At 73.5% G+C, this 18,873-nt stretch carries 16 protein-coding genes; 7 read left to right on the top strand and 9 right to left on the bottom strand.

What is annotated here, in order from left to right:
• Window position 1: 1 nt before the first annotated feature.
• The 3 genes from ADL34_RS08540 to ADL34_RS08550 all read left to right on the top strand — a co-directional run bounded on the left by ADL34_RS08540 (window position 2) and on the right by ADL34_RS08550 (window position 4,126).
• Complete coding sequence (locus ADL34_RS08540; protein WP_062665526.1) at window positions 2–2,818, top strand: NHLP bacteriocin export ABC transporter permease/ATPase subunit; 2,817 nt, start codon at window positions 2–4, stop codon at window positions 2,816–2,818.
• Window positions 2,819–2,900: 82 nt separating this feature from the next.
• Window positions 2,901–3,917, top strand: coding sequence for a hypothetical protein (locus ADL34_RS08545; RefSeq protein WP_062665528.1), 1,017 nt, complete (start codon window positions 2,901–2,903; stop codon window positions 3,915–3,917).
• 26 nt (window positions 3,918–3,943) lie between these two features.
• Window positions 3,944–4,126 (top strand): hypothetical protein, encoded by a 183-nt coding sequence (locus ADL34_RS08550; RefSeq protein ID WP_062665530.1) that lies wholly within the window; start codon window positions 3,944–3,946, stop codon window positions 4,124–4,126.
• 158 nt (window positions 4,127–4,284) lie between these two features.
• Here the strand turns inward: ADL34_RS08550 and ADL34_RS08555 are convergent, their stop codons facing one another.
• Window positions 4,285–4,716 (bottom strand): protease inhibitor, encoded by a 432-nt coding sequence (locus ADL34_RS08555; RefSeq protein ID WP_062665532.1) that lies wholly within the window; start codon window positions 4,714–4,716, stop codon window positions 4,285–4,287.
• A gap of 406 nt (window positions 4,717–5,122) precedes the next feature.
• Between ADL34_RS08555 and ADL34_RS08560 the strand changes: the two genes are divergently transcribed.
• Both ADL34_RS08560 and ADL34_RS08565 read left to right on the top strand, forming a co-directional pair.
• The gene (locus ADL34_RS08560) at window positions 5,123–6,292 is read left to right on the top strand and encodes a lactate 2-monooxygenase (RefSeq protein WP_062665534.1); all 1,170 of its coding nucleotides are present in this window, start codon (window positions 5,123–5,125) and stop codon (window positions 6,290–6,292) included.
• The gene (locus tag ADL34_RS08565; protein ID WP_062739780.1) at window positions 6,289–7,275 is read left to right on the top strand and encodes a 2-hydroxyacid dehydrogenase; all 987 of its coding nucleotides are present in this window, start codon (window positions 6,289–6,291) and stop codon (window positions 7,273–7,275) included. The genes ADL34_RS08560 and ADL34_RS08565 overlap by 4 nt, the downstream gene beginning before the upstream one ends.
• 156 nt (window positions 7,276–7,431) lie before the next feature.
• Here the strand turns inward: ADL34_RS08565 and ADL34_RS08570 are convergent, their stop codons facing one another.
• The 3 genes from ADL34_RS08570 to ADL34_RS08580 form a co-directional block, all read right to left on the bottom strand.
• Window positions 7,432–8,910, bottom strand: a complete 1,479-nt coding sequence (locus ADL34_RS08570) for an RICIN domain-containing protein (RefSeq protein ID WP_234374971.1) — start codon at window positions 8,908–8,910, stop codon at window positions 7,432–7,434.
• Window positions 8,911–9,334: 424 nt separating this feature from the next.
• The gene (locus ADL34_RS08575; protein WP_062665540.1) at window positions 9,335–9,712 is read right to left on the bottom strand and encodes a hypothetical protein; all 378 of its coding nucleotides are present in this window, start codon (window positions 9,710–9,712) and stop codon (window positions 9,335–9,337) included.
• Window positions 9,713–9,715: 3 nt separating this feature from the next.
• Window positions 9,716–9,961 (bottom strand): hypothetical protein, encoded by a 246-nt coding sequence (locus ADL34_RS08580; protein WP_062665542.1) that lies wholly within the window; start codon window positions 9,959–9,961, stop codon window positions 9,716–9,718.
• A 233-nt stretch (window positions 9,962–10,194) separates the two neighbouring features.
• Between ADL34_RS08580 and ADL34_RS08585 the strand changes: the two genes are divergently transcribed.
• Both ADL34_RS08585 and ADL34_RS08590 read left to right on the top strand, forming a co-directional pair.
• Complete coding sequence (locus tag ADL34_RS08585) at window positions 10,195–12,573, top strand: SpoIIE family protein phosphatase (protein WP_062665543.1); 2,379 nt, start codon at window positions 10,195–10,197, stop codon at window positions 12,571–12,573.
• Between the two features lie 144 nt (window positions 12,574–12,717).
• A complete protein-coding gene (locus ADL34_RS08590; protein WP_062665679.1) occupies window positions 12,718–13,389 on the top strand; it encodes a DUF4232 domain-containing protein in 672 nt (223 codons plus the stop codon).
• A gap of 9 nt (window positions 13,390–13,398) precedes the next feature.
• Here ADL34_RS08590 and ADL34_RS08595 read toward each other — a convergent pair whose 3' ends face one another.
• The 5 genes from ADL34_RS08595 to ADL34_RS08615 form a co-directional block, all read right to left on the bottom strand.
• A complete protein-coding gene (locus ADL34_RS08595) occupies window positions 13,399–15,381 on the bottom strand; it encodes an RICIN domain-containing protein (RefSeq protein WP_107115576.1) in 1,983 nt (660 codons plus the stop codon).
• A gap of 355 nt (window positions 15,382–15,736) precedes the next feature.
• Window positions 15,737–16,705: an aldo/keto reductase gene (locus ADL34_RS08600; RefSeq protein ID WP_062665547.1), complete on the bottom strand. Its 969-nt coding sequence runs from the start codon at window positions 16,703–16,705 to the stop codon at window positions 15,737–15,739.
• 41 nt (window positions 16,706–16,746) lie between these two features.
• On the bottom strand, window positions 16,747–17,289 hold the full coding sequence (locus ADL34_RS08605; RefSeq protein WP_062665549.1) for a flavoprotein: 543 nt from the start codon (window positions 17,287–17,289) through the stop codon (window positions 16,747–16,749).
• Between the two features lie 33 nt (window positions 17,290–17,322).
• Window positions 17,323–17,517 (bottom strand): ferredoxin, encoded by a 195-nt coding sequence (locus ADL34_RS08610; RefSeq protein ID WP_062665681.1) that lies wholly within the window; start codon window positions 17,515–17,517, stop codon window positions 17,323–17,325.
• Window positions 17,518–17,598: 81 nt separating this feature from the next.
• Window positions 17,599–18,807 (bottom strand): cytochrome P450, encoded by a 1,209-nt coding sequence (locus ADL34_RS08615; protein WP_062665551.1) that lies wholly within the window; start codon window positions 18,805–18,807, stop codon window positions 17,599–17,601.
• Window positions 18,808–18,873: the final 66 nt, after the last annotated feature.

Consider the following 18,873-nt stretch of genomic DNA (forward strand, 5'->3'; position numbering starts at 1 on the left):
GATGACGACCGTGAACGAGGGGGACCTCGTCCTCGACGCGCTCGGGCAGCTGGGCTCGGCCCTCGACTGCTCCGGCCTGAACCGCCTGGACCTGGAGGGGCCGCAGGTGCTGTGGCTGGTGGCATCCGGCGCGGTGGACCTGTTCGCGGTGGACGCCGGGGAGCAGGGCCACTGGCACCACCTGGGCCGCCTGGAGGCGGGGTCGCTGCTGCTGGGCCCGGTCGCGGGACCGCAGCACACGCTGGTGGCCCGCCCGCTCCGGGACTGCGTCGTGCACCGGATCGGGCTGCGCGAGCTGTATCAGCCCGCCCACACCCAGACCTGGTCGTACGACGAGTACGGCAACCCGCAGTACGTCCCGCCGCAGACGAGCCCCCTGGAGTACGCCCTCGCGCTCGGCGTCGGCCGCAGCCTGTCCATCCTGTTCCAGGCGCCGATGGCCACCGAGCGGGCGGCCGAGGTGACGGACGACGACGTGTTCTGGATGCAGGTGCCGCCGGGCAGCGTCCAGTACGGCTCGCTGTACGGCGCGGAGGCCGCCGCCGACCTGCTGATCGACCCGGCGGTGTGGCAGTCGATGGTGGACCAGCAGTACCGCCTGCTGACCACGCTCGACCGGTGGATCGAGCAGCTGGAGCGCACCCACGAGACCCGTACGGCCGCCGGCATCAAGGCCGGGGAGGCGGTGCGCGCGCAGGCCGACCGCACGCTGCTGGCGTCCATCGGCAAGCGGAACGGCAAGCGCACGACGGCCGCCGACGCGGACGCCGGGTACGCGGCGTGCAGGGTCGTCGCCGAGGCGGCCGGGTTCACCCTGGCCGACGCGGCGCACGGCGGCACCGAGAGCGACCGGCTCGACCCGGTGGAACGCGTCGCCCTGGCCTCGCGGGTGCGGACCCGGTCCGTACGTCTGGAGGGGCGGTGGTGGCGGGACGACATCGGCCCGCTCGTCGGCCACCGGGCGCTGTCCGGGGCGCCGGTCGCACTGCTGTGGCGGCGCGGCGGCTATGTCGCGGTGCATCCGGCGACCGGCCGGGAGACGCCGGTCGAGAAGGCCAACGCGGAGGAGTTCGAGCCGCGCGCGGTGATGTTCTACCGGCCGCTGCCCGACCGTCCGCTGAGCCCGCTGCGGCTGCTGCGGTTCAGTCTGCGGGGCACCGGCGGCGACCTGGTCCGGCTGCTGCTCAGCGGGCTGGTGACGGTCGCGATCGGCGCGCTGGTGCCGGTGGCGACCGGCAGGGTGCTCGGCGAGTTCGTGCCGAAGGCGCAGACCGGCCTGATCGTGCAGGTGTGCCTGGCCGTGATGATCAGCGGGGTGGTCGCGGCGGCGTTCATGCTGCTGCAGAACCTGACGATCCTGCGGCTGGAGGGCCGGATCGAGGCCACGTTGCAGCCCGCCCTGTGGGACCGGCTGCTGCGGCTGCCCACCCGGTTCTTCACCGAGCGCTCGACGGGTGAGCTGGCCAGCCAGGCCATGGGGATCAGCGCGATCCGCCGGCTGCTGGCCGGGGTGGGCCCGGTCGTGGCACAGTCGGTGACGGTGGGCGCGATGAACCTGACGCTGCTGTTCTGGTTCAGTGTGCCGATGGCGCTGGCCGCGATGGGCATGCTCGTGGTGATCGCGGCCGTGTTCCTGGGCCTCGGACTGTGGCAGGTGCGCTGGCAGCGGCGGCTGGTGGTGCTGAGCAACAAGCTGAACAACCAGGCGTTCCAGACGCTGCGCGGACTGCCGAAGCTGCGGGTCGCGGCGGCGGAGAACTACGCGTACGCGGCGTGGGCGGAGGAGTTCGCGCGCAGCCGGGAACTCCAGCAGCGGGTGGGCCGGATCAAGAACCTGACGGCGGTGCTGGGCGCCGTGTACCTGCCGCTGTGCACGCTGCTGATGTTCATGCTGCTGGCCGGTCCGGCCCGCGGCTCGATGTCGGCGGCGGCGTTCCTGACCTTCAGCACGTCGGTGACGATGCTGCTGACCTCGGTGACGCAGCTGACCGGTGCGTTCGTCTCGGCGGTGTCGGCGCTGCCGCTGTTCCAGGAGATCGAGCCGGTGCTGCGGGCGACGCCGGAGGTGCGGGCGGGCAGCACCCGGCCGGGGCCGCTGACCGGGGCGATCGAGGCGCGCCGGCTGTCCTTCCGGTACTCCGACGACGGCCCGCTGGTCCTGGACGACGTGTCGTTCGAGATCCGGCCGGGCGAGTTCGTCGCGGTGGTCGGCCCCAGCGGCTGCGGCAAGTCGACGCTGCTGAGACTGCTGATCGGCTTCGACAAGCCGGTGTCGGGCAGCGTCCTGTACGACGGGCAGGACCTGTCGGCCCTCGACCAGTCGGCGGTGCGCCGCCAGTGCGGGGTGGTGCTCCAGCACGCCCAGCCGTTCACCGGGTCGATCCTGGACGTCATCTGCGGCACCGAGCCGTACACGCCGGAGGAGGCGATGGCGGCGGCGGAGATGGCGGGGCTCGCCGAGGACATCAAGCGGATGCCGATGGGTCTGCACACCATCGTGTCGGGCAGCGGCGCCGTCTCCGGCGGCCAGCGGCAGCGCCTGATGATCGCGCAGGCGCTGATCCGCCGTCCGCGCATCCTGTTCTTCGACGAGGCGACCAGCGCCCTCGACAACGAGACCCAGCGCACGGTCATCGAGTCCACGCGGGCCCTGAACGCCACGCGCGTGGTCATCGCGCACCGTCTGTCCACGGTGCTGGACGCCGACCGGGTCATCGTGATGGAGGACGGCAAGGTCGCCCAGCAGGGCCCGCCGGCCGAGCTGCTCGCGGACACGGGAGGGCGGCTGCACGAGCTGGTGCGGCGTCAGCTGGCCTGAGCGGCGGTCCGGGCGGACGGGAACCACGGGGAATCGCCGCCCGGACCGTTGACGACCGGCGTATGGGGGTACGTGACCTGCCATGCGTATCAGCGTCGTGGATGTGGGATCGAAGACGGTCCGCCTGGTGGTGTCCGACGCCCAGGACGGCGCGCCTCTGCCCGTGCACACCGAGAAGTGGCGGTTGCGGCTGTCCGAGCAGGTCAGGCCGGGCGATCCGATCCCCGGGGAAGCGGTGGAGCGGCTGGTCCACGCGGTCGCCGCCGCGAGCCGCACCGCGACGAGGTGGGGTGCGGCGGCGCCTCTGGCCTTCGCGACCGCGGTGGTGCGCTCCGCGCCCAATCGGGCGGAGGTGCTGCGCACCGTGCGCCTGCGGACCGGGGTGCGGCTGTGCACGCTGCCCGGTGAGCTGGAGGCCGAGCTGACGTTCCTCGCGGCGCGGCGCTGGATGGGCTGGCGCTCGGGTCCGCTCGCCCTGCTGGACATCGGGGGCGGGTCGCTGGAGGTGGCGTTCGGCCGGGGCCGGCTCCCCGACTTCGTGGCCTCGCTGCCGCTGGGCGCGGGCCGGCTGACCCACGAGTACCTCGCCGCCGGCGAGGACCTGCCCGATCCGGGGCGGCTGCGCGACCTGCGCCGCTCGGTGCGGCATCAGCTGCGTGACGTCGCCGCCCGGATCCGCTGGGAGGGGCCGCGGACGGCCGCCGCCACCTCGCGGACGTTCCAGCAGCTGGGCCGGCTCTGCGGGGCGCCGCCCGGCCGGCACGGGCCGTTCGTCGAGCGGCGGCTGGCGCGTGAGGACCTGCGGGAGGCGGTGCGCCGGATGTCGGCGCTGAGCGCCGCCGAGCGGGTCCAGCTGCCGGGGATCTCCGCGCCGAGGGCCGAGCAGAGCCTGGCGGGCGCGGTGATCGCGCACACCGCGATGAAGCTGACGGGGCTGGAGGCGGTGACGATCTGCCCGTGGGCGATCCGCGAGGGGATCATGCTCCGTCACATCGAGGACGGCCCCGGCTGGTGGACCGAGGTCACCGGCCACGCCGAGGAACCCGGGGCTGACCGGTCCGCGCCGCTGCGCATCGCCGCCGCACCTGTGACGAGCTGACCGGACGACAACAGGAGGAGCAGTCCGTGTCCCAGGACGACAAGCAGCACCAGAAGCACCCCGAGACCGCACTGGAGGAGGTGACGGAGGAGGTCGCCGAGGCCGGGCGCCGGGTCCGGGAGTCGCCCGGCGAGCGCCGCCGCAGCGGCGAGGCCGGTGAGGCGGTCACTCCGAACCAGGAGGCCCAGGAGGAGTCGCGGGGCGACTGACGGGCCGTTCGTCCGTACACGATCTGGGTGCCGGTCGGGCGGCCCCACTCCGCCCGGCCGGCACCCATGCGAGGTGACACCGGATCCCTCGGCCGTGCTCGCACTCCCCATCCGCGAGCCCGGCCGCACTGCACGGGGTCCGTGGTGCCGCCCCGGTCTCAGAACGCGAAGGTGGTCCCGAAGGAGCCCTTCACGCACTCGTTGGCGAACGTCCGCTCATAGGAGACGCGCTGGCCCTGCCAGACCCCGTCCACGGTGACGACGACGGGATCGTACTGCTTGGTGCACATCACCCCTTCGGTCGCTCTCAGAGCGTCGAAGTCGCCGTTGAGGCCCCGCAGTTCGGCACAGGCCGCCGCCGGGGCGGGATGGGTGCCGGAGGGCGTCGGTGCGCAGCTCAGGGTCACCGCGCGTGCCGGGGAGGCGAGGGCGGCGGTGTCGCCGTGAGCAAGGGTCAGCACCAGCGCCGAGGGAGCGTAGAGCGAGGCGGGGGCGGCGTCGGGGGCGGCCAGGGCGGACCCGGTGAGGGGTCCGCAGACGGCGGTGGCCGTCAGAGCGAGGGTCGCTGCCCAGCGCGCGGTGTTCCGCATTGTGTGCATCCTTCCGCTTGTTTCGAGGGTGTGCCGGCTCCGGCGCGATCGGTGCCGGAACGACGAGCGGGAGTCTGCCGAGTCCGCCGCCGAAACTCACATCGACACCACGGGTTTCAGTAACCTTGCGTATTGAATCAGTGGCGTGAAGTAACGGAATTCGAACGTTCCAATGCCGGAACGTGGCCATTCCTGATCGCTCGAAGTCGCCCGATGGCTGATTCCCAGGGGTTCATTAATAGGCCTGAAACATTCCGGTTGGGGGCCTCTGGTGGAGGCCTGAGCGGGGTCCGTCCACACGATCCACCCCCGCACGCCGGTGTGCGCCCCCCGGTCCCCACCTGGCCTACCGGTCGGTATGGTCTGCGTACAGCGCGGTCTCAGGGACGAGAGGCGGGTCGTAGGCATGGGCAGGCACTGGGCCGACTTCCAGTACGAGATCTATCTGAACGGCATGTCGGGCACCGTGCCCCGGCTGCCCACCGACCTGACCCGGCTGGAGGAGCTGACCGAGCAGCGCCTCGGCCCCGGCCCCGTGGGCTATGTGGCGGGCAGCGCCGGCGCCGGCAGCACCGCGCGCGCCAACCGGGCGGCCCTGGACCGCCGCAGGATCGTTCCGCGCATGCTCCGGGACGTGCACGAGCGGGACCTGTCCGTGGAGGTGCTGGGCCGCGCCCTGCCCGCCCCGGTCGCGCTGGCGCCGATCGGCGTGCTGTCGATCATGCACCCGGACGCCGAGAGCGCGGCCGCCCGGGCCGCCGCCGCGCAGGGGGTGCCGTTCATCCTGTCGTCCGCGTCCAGCACCCCGCTGGAGCAGGTGGCGGAGGCGATGGGCGACGCCGAGCGCTGGTTCCAGCTGTACTGGCCGAAGGACCCGGAGGTGGCGCGCAGTTTCCTGGCCCGCGCGAAGGCCGCCGGGTACACCGCGCTCGTCGTCACCCTCGACACCCCGATGCTCGCCTGGCGGCCCCGCGACCTCGACCAGGCCTACCTGCCCTTCCTGCACGGCGTCGGCACCGCCAACTACTTCTCCGACCCCGCGTTCCAGGCCGGTCTGGCCAAGCCCGTCCACGAGGATCCGAACGCCGCCGTCATGCATTTCGTCGGCATGTTCTCCGACCCGGCGAAGACCTGGCCCGACCTCGCCTTCCTGCGGGAGAACTGGGACGGCCCGATCGTCCTGAAGGGCGTCCTGCACCCGGACGACGCCCGGGCCGCCGCCGACGCCGGGATGGACGGCGTGATCGTCTCCAACCACGGCGGACGCCAGGTGGCCGGCTCGATCGGCGCCGCGGACGCCCTGCCCCGGGTCGTCGAGGCGGTCGGCGACCGGCTGACGGTGCTGTTCGACAGCGGGGTCCGCACCGGGGACGACATCTTCAAGGCCCTCGCCCTCGGGGCGCGGGCGGTCCTCGTCGGACGGCCGTACGCGTACGGGCTCGGACTCGACGGACAGGCGGGCGTCGAGCACGTCATCCGCTGCCTGCTCGCCGAACTCGACCTCACCCTTGCCCTGTCCGGGCACGCGGGCCCCGGCACCGTGGGCCCCGGCGACCTGGTGGAGGCGACCGCGTGAGCGCCGCCCGCCAGGTGCTCGCCGTCGTCCCGCCGCACATCGGCGGCCGGGGCGTCGGCGCCGGACTGGCCGCGCTGCTGCCCGGCGACGCGCACGTCACCGTCGTCGAGGCGGCCGACGAGGATCTGGACGCGCTGCGCCGCGCCCACGTCGTCATCACCGCGCTGGCCCCGGTCACCGCCGCCCACCTCGCCGCGGCACCGGAGTTGGAGCTGGTGCAGTGCGCGAGCCACGGATTCGACTACGTCGACGTGACGGCGGCCGGGGAGCGCGGGGTCCGGGTGTGCACGATCGGCTCCAGCGGCGCCGAGGCGCAGAACGTCGCCGAGCAGACCTTCGCCCTGATGCTGGCCCTGGCCAAGCAGGTGATCCCCGGTCACCTCGCGCTCGTCGAGGGCGAGTGGGCCCTCCCCCGCCTCCAGGGATCGCTGACCGAGCTGTCGGGCAAGACGCTCGGCATCGTGGGCCTCGGCCAGATCGGGCTTCAGGTGGCCCGGCGCGCGGCCGCGTTCGACATGACCGTCGTCTACGCCGGACGCCGGCGGGCGGCTCCCGAGGCGGAGGCCGAGGCGGGCGGCGCCCGCCATGTACCGCTCGACGAGCTGTGCCGGGTCTCCGACTACGTCTCCCTGCACGCCCCGCTCACCGAGGAGACGCGCGGGCTGCTGGACGCCCGGCGCCTCGCGCTGCTGAAACCGTCGGCGTTCGTGGTCAACACGGCGCGGGGCGGCCTGATCGACCAGGACGCCCTCGCGGACGCCCTGGAGAAGGGCGCCCTGGCCGGGGCCGGCATCGACGTCTTCGACCCCGAACCACCCACCCCGGCCCTGCGGTTGCTCCGCGCCCCGAACGTGGTCCTCTCCCCGCACGTCGGCGGCGTCACCCGCGAGACGATGATCCGCATCGCCCTCGCGGCGGTACGCAACGTGACGGACTTCCTGGCGGGCGACACCCCACGGGACGCGGTCACCGAACCCACCTGACCGGCCCGCCCCCGCCCAGGGGCACCGCCCTCCTGACGGCCCGGCGCCCCGACCACCGCACCCGACAACACGTCCCGCGTCACGGCGTCAGAGGGCGCGCACGACGGTGCCGGTCCCCCTTGCGGCCGGGACCGGCACCCCCGCCGCCTCGGGCGGCTACGCGCTCCGCTCCCCCCGCCCGGCGGCCCGTGTCCCCCCTGGGCCGACCACCGCACTGGACAGGGCGTCCGGGGTCGAGGACGTCGGTGGGTCCGTCAGCCAGCGCTGGGTGCCGGAGCGGTCGCGCACCTTGACGACGATGTCGGCACCCGGGTCGGGGGCGGCCGCGGCCAGGGCGAGCCGTTCGTCCCAGCGGGGCAGCAGCTCGCCCCGGACCGTGAGGTCGTAGCGCACGTCCTCCGCGCGCCCGGACCCCGAGGGGGCGCACCTGCCGAGAATCACCACACCGGCGTCCGCGCGGGAGTCCAGGCACAGATCGGGGTCCGCCGCGCTGCGCAGCCGCCCGTCCTTGTCGTACGACCACTTCTGGCCGATGTCGTCGGAGCAGGCGGCGAGTCCGGTCCCCGCTCCGGGCCCCGGTTCGCCCCGTACGCCGAGACACAGGCCGGCGGCGGCGTTGCGCAGCCGGGTGGGCGACGGCACGGCCGGGAGCTGGGCGGTGCCGGGCGGTGCGGAGGACACGGCGGGCGGAAGCCGGGTGCCGGGGCTTCCGGCGGTCGCGGAGACGGTCGGGTCGACTCCGTCGTCGTCGGTCAGCAGCCCGGCGACCAGCAGCAGGGCGATCAGCCCGGCGGAGGCGACGCACACACCCGTCAGCAGCGTCCGTGAGGGGCGGGGCGGGGCTGCCGCCCCGCGGATCTGCGCGGGCACCAGCGCCAGCAGCCCGCGGCGGGCCGCGCCGTGCCGGGCGCCGCCGCGGGTCCGGGACGCGGCCCGGCCCGGACGGGTCTCGAGATAGCGGCGCGCACCCCAGCCGAGGACGGACTCGGCGATGAGAACACCCAGCCCGCCCTCGAAATGGCTCAGTTGTTCGGCGGCGTTCCGGCAGTACCGGCACTGCGTCAGATGCGCCTCCACATCCGGCAGCAGGGCGCCGCCCCGGCGAATGGGGACGTCGAGCAGGCGGTTGTAGAACCGGCAATCCTTCGTGGGCGCGAGTTCCCGATGGGCATGTACACAACCTTCACGGAATTTGTCCCGCGCCTGTTCGAGTGCGGCCCTCGCGGTAAGGGGATCGAGGCCGAGCAGTCCGGCGGGGACATTCAGCGGCTCCGCATCGACCTCGGTGTGCCAGAGCAGACATCGGGCGAGTCCGGGAAGCGCCTGGAATGACCGGTCGGCGAGCCGCCGATTTTCCGGCGTGAGGGACTTCGCGGTCCGCATACCGCGCCCGCCGGAGGGTTTGGCCAGTTCCGGCACCGTCCCCGTTATTCGTTCGTCCCCGGACCAGTGCCGGACCGTGTCCCGGACCGCCACGAGCAGCCGGGGGCGCAGCGCGGCGGCGGGCTCGCCCAAGGCCAGGCGGTCGAGCACCTGGTGGAAGGCGGCGGCGGTGACCATGTGGGAGGCGGGGCCCGCGGGGGCCGCCAGACAGATCACCGCGTAGGCGTGGACCGGGTCCCAGTGGCGCGCCATGAGCAGGGCGACGGAGGGCGCGGCCTCGCTGTCGGTCCGGCCCCGCAACCGGGTGGCGAGTCCTTCGTCGGACTCCTCGGGGAGACCTCCCGGTGGTGGATAGGGAGGCCGAGGGGGGTGGGGGGTGGGTACTGAACGGATTCCTTCCCGCACGCAGGACACAGAAGTTCCGATCGCCGAAAAGGAGCGAGCGACATGCCGTGGACCTCTCCGGCGGGACCGCGGGGGCGGAAATTCCGCGACGCCCGTCCGCGCCGATTCCCTCGCGGAACGCTTGAGCCCCGGCCTATTCCACTCCCACGGCATTCACCCTTGCACAGCGCGCTCAGGCCCAACAAGGCACTTGGGCAACATCAGCACCGATTGAAATAAAAGTCAGAATCCCCACCCGCACACCCCGGGAAAACGAGGGCCGCGGGGAAGGTCAGATCTGCCAGGACCGCAACCGGTCGGCCGCCCCGTACACATCGGTCGTGCCGGACATCAGATCGCGGGCGAGGTCGACCAGAGCGCCGTAGGGCGGGTCGATGCCGACGCCGCTGACGAACATGTAGGCCACGGCGGAGGCGCAGGCGAAGCGTGCGTTGGCCGAGGGCAGCGGCTTGAGCAGGGCGAGGGTGTGCAGCAGCGCGGCGGCGCGCCAGGCGGGGTCGGAGTCGACGCCGAGCCGGGGCGGATCGACCCGGTGCCGGGCGACGGCGGCGACCAGCGCCGAGAAGTCGTTGACGGTGGGCTGGTCCGGCAGGACCTCTTCATGTCGCTGGAGCAGCCAGGGCACGTCGATGTGAATGACGGATGCCATCGGTCAGGCGGCCCGCCCCTCGCCGTCGGCCGGCGGCTCGTCGTCGGGAAAGGCGGCGGCGAACTCCTCGGCGTGCGAGGAGAAGAACCTGCGGAACGCCTCGGCGCCCTCCTGGAGAGCGCGGTGCCTGGCTATGTCGGCCGCGGCGGCCTCCCGTACGAGCGCTTTCATCGAGGTGCCGCGTTCCTTGGCGATCTGCCGCAGGTCCTCGAGCTCACGATCGCTGAACTCCACGTTGAGAGCTGGCATGCCCTTACGGTACCGCTGGGGTACTTCGACGTAAATCCCCGCAGGTCAGACCTGGTGAGTGCCGGTACCGGCCGGGGCACGCCGCCGGACCGGGCCGGGCCCTGGGGACCGACGTGCGCGCGGGCGAGGCGTGCCGGGCGCCGCTCGGCAGGCGGGACATTGCGGACACGACCTAGGCTGGGGCGCGAGTGACACGCTTGTTCACCGTGAGTGTGCACGTGGGAGCTGCGAGCATGAGCCCGGATCACCCGGTCGACGAGGCCTCGACGGCCCGGGCCGTCATCGACGCCGACGGCCTGCTCGTCGAGTGGAACGCCGGAGCGGAACGCCTCCTGGGCCACTCGGCGGCCGACGTCGTGGGGCGCCCGGCGGCGGACCTGCTGGCCGGCCCGGGCACGGACGGGGCCGTCCCCCCGGACCGCGACCGCTGGGACGGCGTCGTCACGCTGCGCCGCCACGACGGCGGCACGCTCCCCGTGTGGGTGCTAGTCCACCGGATCCAGCACCCGCGCCAGGGCCACGACCGGTGGCTGGTCGTCACGCCGCTGGACCCGGAGGGCACCCGCGCGCAGAACGATCCGCTGGACGACGTCTCCCTCCTCGACGCCCCCTGCGCCATCGCGATCTACGACGACCGGCTGCGGGTGCGCAGCATCAACGCGGTCATGGCGGAGGTGCTCGACCTGCCCGCGGAGAACGTGCGCGGTCTGCGCACCTACGAGATGACGGGCATGGCGCACAGCCACGACATGGAGGGCCGGCTGCGCCAGGTGCTCACCACGGGCCGCGGCACGGCCGTACGGACGTACGTGCCGGTCGGCGGTGACCGCACCCTGAGCTGGCTGGCCCGCATGGCCCCCATCCGGGACGTCCTGGGCCGGGTGCGGGGCGTGTCGGTCGCCGCGCACGACTTCACCGAGCAGTACCAGGCGCAGGAGCGGCTCCAGCTGGTGAACGAGGCCAGCGTGCGCATCGGCACCACCCTCGACGTGGCGACGACGGCCCAGGAGCTGGCGGACATCTGTGTGCCGGCGCTCGCCGACTTCGTCAGCGTCGACCTGCTGGACCCGGCCGAGCACGGCGATCCGCCCGTGACCCGGCCGGTGGCGCCGATCGGGCTGCGGCGGACCGCGCACCGGATCATCGACACGGACGGCGGCGCCGTCGTCAAGCCCGGGCAGCTCGACCTGTACCCGGCCACGTCCCCGCAGGCCGACGCGCTGCTGGCGGGGCACACCATCGTCGCCTCGGCCGCGACCGGCGACCTCGACCAGTGGCTGTCGTGGGACCCGCACCGCGCCGACCAGATCAAGCAGTACAGGATCCACACCGCGATGTCCGTGCCGATCCAGGCCCGCGGCACGACCCTCGGCGTCGCGGTGCTCTCCCGGTTCGACAACCCGCAGCCGTTCACCCCGGACGACGTGCTGCTGGCGGAGGAGGTGACGGCGCGCGCCGCCGTCTGCATCGACAACGCCCGCCGGTACTCGCGCGAGCGCGAGACCGCGCTGGCCCTCCAGCGCAGCCTGCTGCCGCGCACCCTGCCGCGCACCGCCGCGCTGGAGGCGGCCTCCCGCTACCTCCCGGCGGCGCGCTCCGGGGTGGGCGGCGACTGGTTCGACGTGATCCCGCTGTCCGGGATGCGGGTGGCGATGGTCGTCGGCGACGTCGTCGGCCACGGCATCCAGGCGTCGGCGACGATGGGCCGGCTGCGCACGGCCGTGCGTACGCTCGCCGACATCGACCTCGCGCCCGACGAGCTCCTCACCCACCTCGACGACCTGGTCGTGCGCCTGTCGGAGGAGGCCGGCACCGACGGTGTCTCCGGCGAGGTCGGCGCCACCTGCCTGTACGCCGTGTACGACCCGGTCTCCCGGCGCTGCACGCTGGCCCGCGCCGGACATCCCCCGCCCGTGATGGCCGCGCCCGGCGAGGCGCCCGTGGAGATCGACCTGCCCGCGGGACCCCCGCTGGGACTGGGCGGGCTGCCGTTCGAGTCGGCGGAGATCGAGCTGCGCGAGGGCACCGTCCTCGCGCTGTACACCGACGGGCTGATCGAGTCGCGCGAGCGGGACGTCGACGCCAGTCACGCACTGCTGTGCGAGTCGCTCACGGCGGCGTCCGGCTCCCTCGAGGAGACCTGCGACCGCGTCCTGCACTCGCTGCTCCCGGCGGGCGGTGTCGCCGACGACGTGGCCCTGCTCCTCGCGCGCACCCAGGGGCTGCCGTCCTCCCGGGTGGCGACCTGGGACATCCCGGCGGACCCGGCGCTCGTGGCGCCGATCCGCAAGCAGGTCGTGGAGCAGATCGGCCGGTGGAACCTGTCCGAGGCCACGTTCACCGCCGAACTGGTGGTCAGCGAGCTGGTCACCAACGCCATCCGCTACGGCACGCACCCCATACGGCTCCGGCTCATCCACGACGCCACGACCCTGATCTGCGAGGTGTCCGACACCAGCCACACCGCCCCGCACCTGCGCCGCGCCAAGACGTACGACGAGGGCGGCCGGGGGCTGCTGCTGGTCGCCCAGCTCACCCAGCGCTGGGGCAGCCGGCACACCGCCGACGGCAAGACCATCTGGGCGGAGATCGGGTTGCTCGGCGAGGAGTGAGGACCCGCGCGCGAACGTGACTACGCTCCGCGAAAACGGGGATGCCTCACAGACATGGGAGCAATGGGACGCGCACCGCAATCCCCCTTCTCTGTCCGCGGCCGCCCCAGGGGGTGTCTTGCCGATCAGCGCCGGGAGCCCGGCCTGATCGGCAAGACACCCCCTGGGCGCCGCGCCGCTCTTCCGGTGACCGCCGCCGCCCTGCTGTGCGTGCTCGCCGCCTGCGCGGACGGCACCGGCGCCTCGGACACCACGCCGACGCGGACGCCGTCCGCGGGCGGCGGGGCGACGACCGCACCGGGCACGGCCGACGGCACGGGCCCGCCCACGACACCGGTCACCACCACGCCCGGCACCCCGGACACGGAGAGCCCGGTGACCCAGTCGGGCGGCGCCGCGCCGCGCTGCCACACCTCCGAGCTGCGGGCGCGCCTGGGCCGCCCGAGCCCCGGAGCGGGCCAGCGCAACTTCCCGATCGTGCTGACCAACCGGGCCGACCGCACCTGCACCGTCCGCGGCTACCCCGGCGCCGCCTTCGTGGACGCCTCGGGCCGGCAGCTCGGCCCCGACCCGCGGCGCTCCGCGGACACGCCGGCGACGGTCAGGCTGGCGCCGGGTGCCAGCGCCTGGGCGGGGCTGACCTTCGCCAGTCCGGAGATCAGCGGGGCCCGCACCGCCGAGCCGAAGGAGCTGCTGGTGACACCGCCGGACGAACGGGACCCGCTGCGGGTCCCGTGGACGTCGGGCGAGGTGCCGGTGGGCGGCAACGCGTCCACGGTGTTCGTCACGGTCCTCCAGCCCGGCACGGGCGGCTGACCGGACGGCTCAGCGGTGGCCGCCGCCCCCGTGCCCGTGGCCGCCGCCCCTCGGCCCGCCGTCGCGCGCCGGCTGACCGGACGCCCGGGCGGACGGCGGTGTGGCCGGGGGCCGTGCCGTGGGGGCCGACCCGGCGGCAGGGGGGTGCGCGGAAGGCGGCGCCGGGGTGGTGGTGCCCCCGGACGCCGGGACCCAGGTGACCGTCTCCAGCGCGGAGGTGGTGCGTGCCGTGTCGACGGCCCAGTGCTGCACGTCGTTGTCGTCGTCGCGGCTCTTGAGCACCAGGGCGCCCGAGCCGTCGGTGGCCGCCGGGCTCAGCGCGAGTTCCTGGTCGAAGCGGGGCACCAGGGCGCCCGGCAGCGTGAAGTCGTAGCGGACGTCGTCGCTCCCGGGACCGGTGGCCTGGCAGGGGGCGAGCCGGACCGAGTAGCCGAGGTGCGAGTCGAGGCACAGGCCGGGGTCGGCGGCGCTGCGGATCAGCCCGTCGGTCTCGTACGTCCACTGCTGGGCCGCACCGGGGGCGCAGGTGGTGAGTGCGGTCTCCGCTCCCACGACGGCCCGGCCGCCCACGATGGCGACGCACAGCCCGGAGCCGATGTTGTGGAGCCGGCCCCGCAGGTCGCCCTTGGCCGCCTCGGCGGCGCCCGCCCAGGACGGGTTGCGGCTGGGGGTGTCCCTCTCGGGGTTCGCCGAGCCGGACGGACGCTGGTCGTGGGCGGTGGGCACGGCGGTGTCGTCGGTGCCGCCGTCGGAACCGGCGGCCGACCAGACCACCAGGGGCAGGACGACCAGGGCGCTGACGGTGGCGACGGCCGCCGACAGATTGCGGCGCCGGGCCGCGCGGCGGGCCACCTTCACGGCGACGCGGCTGGAGCAGGCGCGGGCGCCGCCGCGGGCGGGCCCGGTGGCCTCGCGGCGCGCACCGGACCGGCGGGCGGCGCGGCGTGCGCTGCGCGGGCCGGGCATGTCGGCAGGCGGCCCGGCGGCGTCCGCGGCCGTGACGGAGGTGAACGCCGACGGGTGGGGGCGGGCCGCGGAGGTGGCGGCGCCGGTGTCGGCGAAGAAGGACTCGCCGGCGATCGGCCCGTGCGGAGCCGGTGTGGAGGCGGGGGGCCGTGCGCCGGGGCTCACCCGGGCGATCAGGTAGGCCCGCGCGCCCCAGCCGAGCACGGACTCGGCGAGGGCGATGCCCAGACCGCCGTTGAAGACGCCGAGCTGATCGGCGGTGTCGCCGCAGTGCGCGCAGCGGTCCAGGTGGGCGCGCAGGTCGGGGTCGACGTCGACGCCGCCGCGCCGGTAGGTCACGTCGAGCATCCGCAGGAACTGGCGGCACTCGTGCTCGGGGGCGAGTTCGCGGTGGACCTGGAGCAGTTCCTCGCGCAGCCGGTCGCGGGCCCGTTCCAGCTCCAGGCGTCCGGTCTCCGCGTCCATGCCGAGGAGCGCTGCCGGTACGGACGCCGGTTCGGCCTCGACCTCGGTGTGCCACAGCAGGCAGCGGGCCGACTGGGGCAGCCGTTCGAAGGCCGTGGAGAGCAGCCGGCGGTTGTCCGGCGGCAGCAGGCGGGCGGCGGCTCCGGCGCCGTCGGGTCCGGAGCGCAGCCCGGGGTGGAGGAGTTCGCGACGGTGGTCGGCGTCCCATTCCGCGGCGATCCGGCCGACGGTGACGAGGAGCCGGGGGCGCCAGGCGGCGGTCGGTCCGGTCTGCCGCAGCGTCTCCCCGAAGAGGCGCGTGAACGCCGCCGTGGTGAGCATGCCCGCGGAGCGGGTGTCGGCGGTGCACAGCCGCGCGTAGGCGAAGCCCGCCTCCCAGTGCCGGTCGAGCAGCTCTCCGACCGGGTGGAGCGCCGGTGCCGCTCCCGTCCACTTCTTGAGTTCGGCGCTCAGTTGAGCGTCGGTCACTTCAAAGAAGCGGGCGGCGCCTGGTGAATTCGACAGGCCTGCGTCATGCACGGGGGCATTCCTCCGGAGGGCACTGCGGCTTGATGGGTCCATACCAATGGGTATGCTCCGGGTGCGGCTCTGGTGAAGCGCGAGGCGTAAAGGAGCGAGGCACACCTTTGCACAGGTCAGGGACTGAGAACAAGCCGCTCCACTTATTGTGCACCGGGTACGCGGCGGACAGTGTTCGACGAATTGTCAATAGCCGCGCGATCCGCATTGCGGACTATCGGCGAAGCAATGGGAAAACGGATTCACTCGACACTCCGCCGACTTCATCGCAAACCATTGAACCGCCGCGCCACGGCATTTTCCGCTGGTCATGCGGACGAAGGCGCCTTCACCGGGCCTTCACAACCGGGGTGCCAACCATTGCGGCGCCCGGCCGGCGCCTCCGTCCGCGACGCGCTCAGTGGCCGATGACCGGGTGGGGCGTGTAGGACTCCTGGAGCGCCTCCAACTCCTTGTCGGTCAGCTCCAGTTCGACGGCGGCGACCGCGTCCTCGAGGTGCCCCGGCCGGGCGGCGCCGATGATGGGCGCCGTCACCGTGTCCTGGTGCAGCAGCCAGGCGAGGGCGACCTGGGCGCGCGGCACACCGCGCTCGTTCGCCACTCGGGTGACGGCCTCCACGACGACCCGGTCGCCGTCCGCGTACAGCCGGCTGCCGAACTCGTCGTGGGTGCTGCGCTCGGTGGCCGTGCCCCAGTCGCGGGTGAGCCGGCCGCGGGCCAGCGGGCTCCACGGCAGCACCCCGACGCCCTGGTCCGCGCAGAGCGGCAGCATCTCGCGCTCCTCCTCGCGGTAGAGGAGGTTGTAGTGGTTCTGCATGGAGACGAACTTCGTCCAGCCGTTGCGCTCGGCGGTGTACTGCATCTTCGAGAACTGCCAGGCGTACATCGAACTCGCCCCGATGTAACGGGCCTTGCCCGCCTTCACCACGTCGTGCAGGGCCTCCATCGTCTCCTCGACCGGGGTGTGCGGGTCGAAGCGGTGGATCTGGTAGAGGTCGACGTGGTCCGTGCCGAGACGGGCGAGGCTGCGGTCGATCTCGGTCATGATCGCCTTGCGGGAGAGCCCGGCGCCGTTCGGGCCGGGGTGCATCCGGCCATTGACCTTGGTCGCGAGGACGATCTCGTCCCGGCGCGCGAAGTCGCGCAGCGCCTTGCCGACGATCTCCTCACTGGTGCCGTCGGAGTAGACGTTGGCGGTGTCGAAGAAGTTGACGCCCGCGTCGAGCGCCTGCCGGATCAGCGGCCGCGACGCCTCCTCGTTCAGGGTCCACTCGTGGGTGCCGCGGTCCGGGAGCCCGTAGGTCATGCAGCCCAGACAGATCCGTGACACGTCCAGGCCCGTCGAACCGAGCTTCACGTACTGCATCGTTGCTGCTCCTGCCGTCGGGAAGGGGTTACCCGGCGAGCCTACGGCGCCCCCGGCCGCGTCAGGAGGTCCAGCGCCCGCTCCCACCCGAAGTCCGGCCGCGTGCCGTCCGGTGCGGGCTCGCCCGTGTACGGCTCCCCGAACCGCACCCCCATGCCGCGCAGCCGCTCCAGGCTGTCCCGGTAGGCCGGGTGGGCGGCGAGCGCGTCGGCCACACAGGGCAGGACGGCCACCGGCACGCCCAGGCCGGCCGCCTCGCACAGGGTGCCCAGGGCCAGGGTGTCGGCGATGCCGGCCGCCCACTTGTTGACCGTGTTGAAGGTGGCCGGGGCGACGGCAACGGCGTCCGGCGGCGGGAAGGGGCGGGGGTCGGCGGGGGTGCGCCAGGCGGAGCGGATCGGGCGGCCCGTCAGAGTCTCGACGGCGGTGGTGTCGAAGAAGCCGTTCAGGGCGGCCGGGGTCGCGATGACCCCGACCTCCCAGTCCCGCTCCAGGGCGGCGCCGACCAGCTTGTCCACGTCCGCCGCGATCCCGGCGGCGCAGACGACGACGTAGAGGAAGGGTTTCCCGGCCTGCTCGGTCATCCGGGAAACCCTACTCAACGGTCCGACGGCCCGTCAGCCGGCCGCCTCGGAGACGGTGATGGCGCTGACCGGGCAGGCGCGGGCGGCCTCCCGGACCATCGGGTCGCCGCCGCCGTCCTCACGGCCGGGGATCAGGGCGCTGAAGCCGTCGTCGTCCTGGGTGAAGACGGACGGGGCGGCCAGGGCGCACTGTCCGGCGCCGATGCAGAGGTCGTGGTCGATGTCGATGCGGGTCCCGGACGCCTCGCCGGGCGCGGCCGCCGTGGTCTCGTGTGTCTCACGTGTTTCGTTGTGCATGACCGGAGCCTCTTACCAGGTCACGGGGAGTTCCAGCATCCCCTGGATCGTGTCGCCGGGTTTGAACGGGATTTCCTCCGCGGGGACCGCCAGACGCAGTCCGGGGAGACGGCCGAACAGGGTGCGCAGCGCGATCTCCATCTCGGCGCGGGCGAGGTTCTGCCCGAGGCACTGGTGGATGCCGAACCCGAAGGCGACGTGGTGGCGGGCCGGGCGGTGCAGGTCGAGGGTGTCGGGGTCGGCGTAGACGGCCTCGTCCCGGTTGATGACCGACGTGGAGAAGATGACGCCGTCGCCCGCCCGGATGGTCTCCCCCGCCACCTCGATGTCCTCGGCGGCGACCCGCAGCAGACCGTCGGCGATGGACAGCATGCGCAGCAGTTCCTCGACGGCCGCGGGCACGAGGTCCGGGTCGGCGCGCAGCTCGGCCAGCCGTTCCGGGTGCCTGAGCAGCGTGAAGGTGCCCAGGGAGATCATGTTGGCGGTCGTCTCGTGCCCGGCGACCAGCAGGATGATCGCCAGCGCGATGAGGCCCTCGCGGTCCAGTTCGCCCTCGGCCAGCCGCTGGTGGACGAGTTCGTCCAGGACGCCGTCACCGGGCGCGTCCTGCCGCTGCTTGCGGTCGATCAGCTCGTCGAAGTACGCCTCCATGCGGGCTCGGGCGTCCATGGAGTCGGCGGCCGTCGGGCCGCGCAGCAGCCTGCGTGACTGCCCCTCGAAGAAGTCGTGGTCCTCGTAGGGCACGCCGAGCAGAGCGCAGATCACCATGGAGGGCACCGGCAGCGCGAAGGCGGGGACCAGGTCGGCGGGCGGGCCGCCGGCGATCATCGCGTCGAGGCGTTCGTCGACGATCCGCTGGATGTGGGGGCGCAGCGCGGTGGCGCGCTGGAGGGTGAAGCTGGGGATCATCATGCGCCGCTGCACGCGGTGTTCGGGGTCGTCGACGCCGAGCAGGGCGGACCGGCGGCGCCGGACCTGCGCGATGCGTTCCGTGGTGGCGGGGAACTCCGGCCGGGTGGGGTCGGAGGACAGACGGGGGTCGGCGAGCAGGGTGCGGGCGAGGCCGTGACCGGTGACCGTCCAGACGAGGCGGCCGTCGTAGAGACGTGCGCGGGTCAGCGGGCGGGTGTCGCGCAGGGGGTCGTAGGCGGCGGGCGGGTGGTAGGGACAGGTCCGGCTCTGGGGGAAGGCGACGGTGGGGGTTTCCGTCATGTCCGTCATGAAAAGACCTCGCAGACGAAAGAGTGCGTCGTGCCGATCTTCATTAGATGCCCGGGGCACCTAAAA

The sequence above is a fragment of the Streptomyces sp. NRRL WC-3605 genome (genome assembly GCF_001509795.1).
In the GTDB taxonomy this organism is placed as follows: Bacteria; Actinomycetota; Actinomycetes; order Streptomycetales; family Streptomycetaceae; genus Streptomyces; species Streptomyces viridochromogenes.